General features: G+C 25.4%; 3 protein-coding genes and 1 tRNA gene. 2 read left to right on the plus strand and 2 right to left on the minus strand.

What is annotated here, in order from left to right:
* Positions 1–501 precede the first annotated feature (501 nt).
* Positions 502–1,179 (plus strand): uracil-DNA glycosylase, encoded by a 678-nt coding sequence (locus tag I4V51_RS20665; protein WP_195990319.1) that lies wholly within the window; start codon positions 502–504, stop codon positions 1,177–1,179.
* A gap of 52 nt (positions 1,180–1,231) precedes the next feature.
* Here the strand turns inward: I4V51_RS20665 and I4V51_RS20670 are convergent, their stop codons facing one another.
* Both I4V51_RS20670 and I4V51_RS20675 read right to left on the minus strand, forming a co-directional pair.
* Entirely contained in the window at positions 1,232–1,438 is a 207-nt protein-coding gene (locus I4V51_RS20670) for a hypothetical protein (protein WP_195990320.1), read from the minus strand.
* A gap of 241 nt (positions 1,439–1,679) precedes the next feature.
* Positions 1,680–1,755, minus strand: a tRNA-Phe gene (locus I4V51_RS20675).
* Positions 1,756–1,921: 166 nt separating this feature from the next.
* On the opposite strand from I4V51_RS20675, the gene I4V51_RS20680 reads away from it, so the two are divergent.
* On the plus strand, positions 1,922–2,359 hold the full coding sequence (locus I4V51_RS20680) for a hypothetical protein (protein ID WP_243281592.1): 438 nt from the start codon (positions 1,922–1,924) through the stop codon (positions 2,357–2,359).
* Positions 2,360–2,465 lie beyond the last annotated feature (106 nt).

Here is a 2,465-nt window from a genome sequence, read left to right on the forward strand (position 1 = left end):
CCGCCAGCGTTCGTCCTGAGCCAGGATCAAACTCTCACTAAAAAGTTTAATCATTTGCTCAAATTACTTTGAGTCTTGTTTTAAGACTCTCAAAAGAATTGCTGGTTTACTTTAACTATATTCTGTTCAATTTTCAAAGACCATTTACTCTGTCGCGCCGAAGCGACTTCCTTATCTTATCATTTCTTCCGACTACTGTCAACAGCTTTTTTGAAAAAGTTTTTAACATTTCGTAATTTGAAGAAATTACTTTGTCACATTAACTCTAACATTCATTTACTATGTTTGTTTTTGTCACTTGCGACGAGATTTATAATATCACTATTCTTTTTTTATTATTATCATTATTTTCTTAATTTATTCAAATATATTCAATATTACTTGTTTTTTCTTGTTTTTTCTTTATTTTTCTATTATTGATATACTAGGTAGCGTTTGTGTTATAATTATCTAATATTAATATATGTTTTAAAAAGTTATATTTAAATTGGAGTGATTACAATGTCAAATATATTAAAAAATGATTGGAAAGAACTTTTAGAAAATGAATTTAGTAAGGAATATTATCAAACTCTAAGACAATTTCTAATAGAAGAATACAAAACAAAAAAAATATATCCTGATAAGTATGATATATTTAATGCCTTACATTTTACACCATATAAAGATATAAAGGTTGTTATACTTGGTCAAGACCCCTATCATGGTCCAGGGCAAGCTCATGGTCTAAGCTTTTCTGTTAATCCTGGTGTAAAAACTCCGCCTTCATTACTAAATATATATAAAGAGTTAAATTCTGATTTGGACTGTTATATACCTAATAATGGTTATTTAAAAAAATGGGCTGATCAAGGAGTATTATTGCTAAATACCTCTCTTACTGTTAGAGCTGGTGAAGCTAATTCACATAAAAATATAGGATGGCAAGTATTTACCGATAAAATCATTTCTTTGGTTAACGAAAAGGATGATCCTGTTGTATTTTTATTATGGGGAAATAATGCAATTAAAAAGAAAGAATTAATTACTAATAAAAAACATTTAATTCTTTCTTCTGTTCATCCAAGTCCATTATCGGCATCTAGAGGCTTTTTGGGAAGTAAGCCCTTTTCTAAAATTAATAATTTTTTAATTTCAGTTAATAAGGACCCTATTGATTGGCAAATAGAAAACATATAAAAAATGGGTTAGAACTTTTTGTTCTAACCCACTCTAATTATTTTATATAATTTCAATTAGTTATCTTTTTATTTTTTCTTACTTTTTTATAATATGAATATATAAAAGATACGATAATTCCAACAACGCCTCCGGATGCAAAACCTAAAATGACATTTCCTAATAATAACCCAACTATAGTTCCTACTCCAACTCCACAAGCTATTCCTTTTGTCAAATATTCATAATCTTGATCTGAAAGTATTATTTTATCTATCATATCTCTTCCCCCTTATTATCTATAAATAAATTATATACTCTAATTATTAATTATCTCTTAAATTAAACTTAACAATAAATGAAATTTATTACAATTTAATTTTACTGCATATATTATACTTTGTAAAGAGTTATTTTATACTTCTTTTTATATTTAATTTAACCCCTTAAAAAGTTTGAATAAATCTTTTTTTATTTTTAATAACATAAAAAAAGCAACTTACTATAGTAAGTTGCTTTCCTGGTGGCTCGACCAGGAATCGAACCAGGGACACGAGGATTTTCAGTCCTCTGCTCTACCGACTGAGCTATCGAGCCTCAACAATTTTGATTATACATATAATATTATATTATGTCAAATACTTTTCTAAAATTTATATAAATATTTTTAACACAGTTAATTATATAAGGATTAAATTTTAGGTTATTTTTTATTGCTAATTCAATATAAATATACTATATAATATTTATTCTGGAGGTACACTTGAAATACTTTATATTTTTAATACTTATACTTATTATCGCATTTATGTATTTTTATTATGAAAAAAAATTAACTATAGCAAAAAAGAGAATATTAAGAACTTCTAATCAGTTTAATAATATTAGAAATGAATATAGGAATGCTTTAACTAAAAATCAAAATATAAATGTACAATTTTTGACACCTACCGCTAATAGAGCTATAACAAATAATAATACTACTGTTTTCTTAGCTCCAATTATAGATTCACCTAAAATTAAAGTATTAGATATAAAAATGGAGGTTAAAATTTTAGATAGTGCAATTATAAACAATAACACTTGGTTCTATGTAAATTTACCTATTGATAGCCCTTATAATTGTAGAGGCTGGATTAATAAAGATGATTTCTCATTTATATATCAACAATCTCAAAATACCCCATCTGTATATCATTAATAATAATTTTATTTAAAAAGACCGAGATAGTTTATAAATAAAACTACTTCGGTCTTTTAATTATATACTAGATAAATATTTAATTATTACTCCCATCATCATATAT

The sequence above is a fragment of the Clostridium sp. D53t1_180928_C8 genome (assembly GCF_015667795.1).
Classification (GTDB): Bacteria; Bacillota; Clostridia; order Clostridiales; family Clostridiaceae; genus Clostridium.

Excerpts from the sequence above, each read along its gene's own strand:
- I4V51_RS20665 (WP_195990319.1), top strand. The coding sequence starts at position 502 with ATGTCAAATATATTAAAAAATGATTGGAAAGAACTTTTAGAAAATGAA.
- I4V51_RS20670 (WP_195990320.1), bottom strand. The coding sequence starts at position 1,438 with ATGATAGATAAAATAATACTTTCAGATCAAGATTATGAATATTTGACA.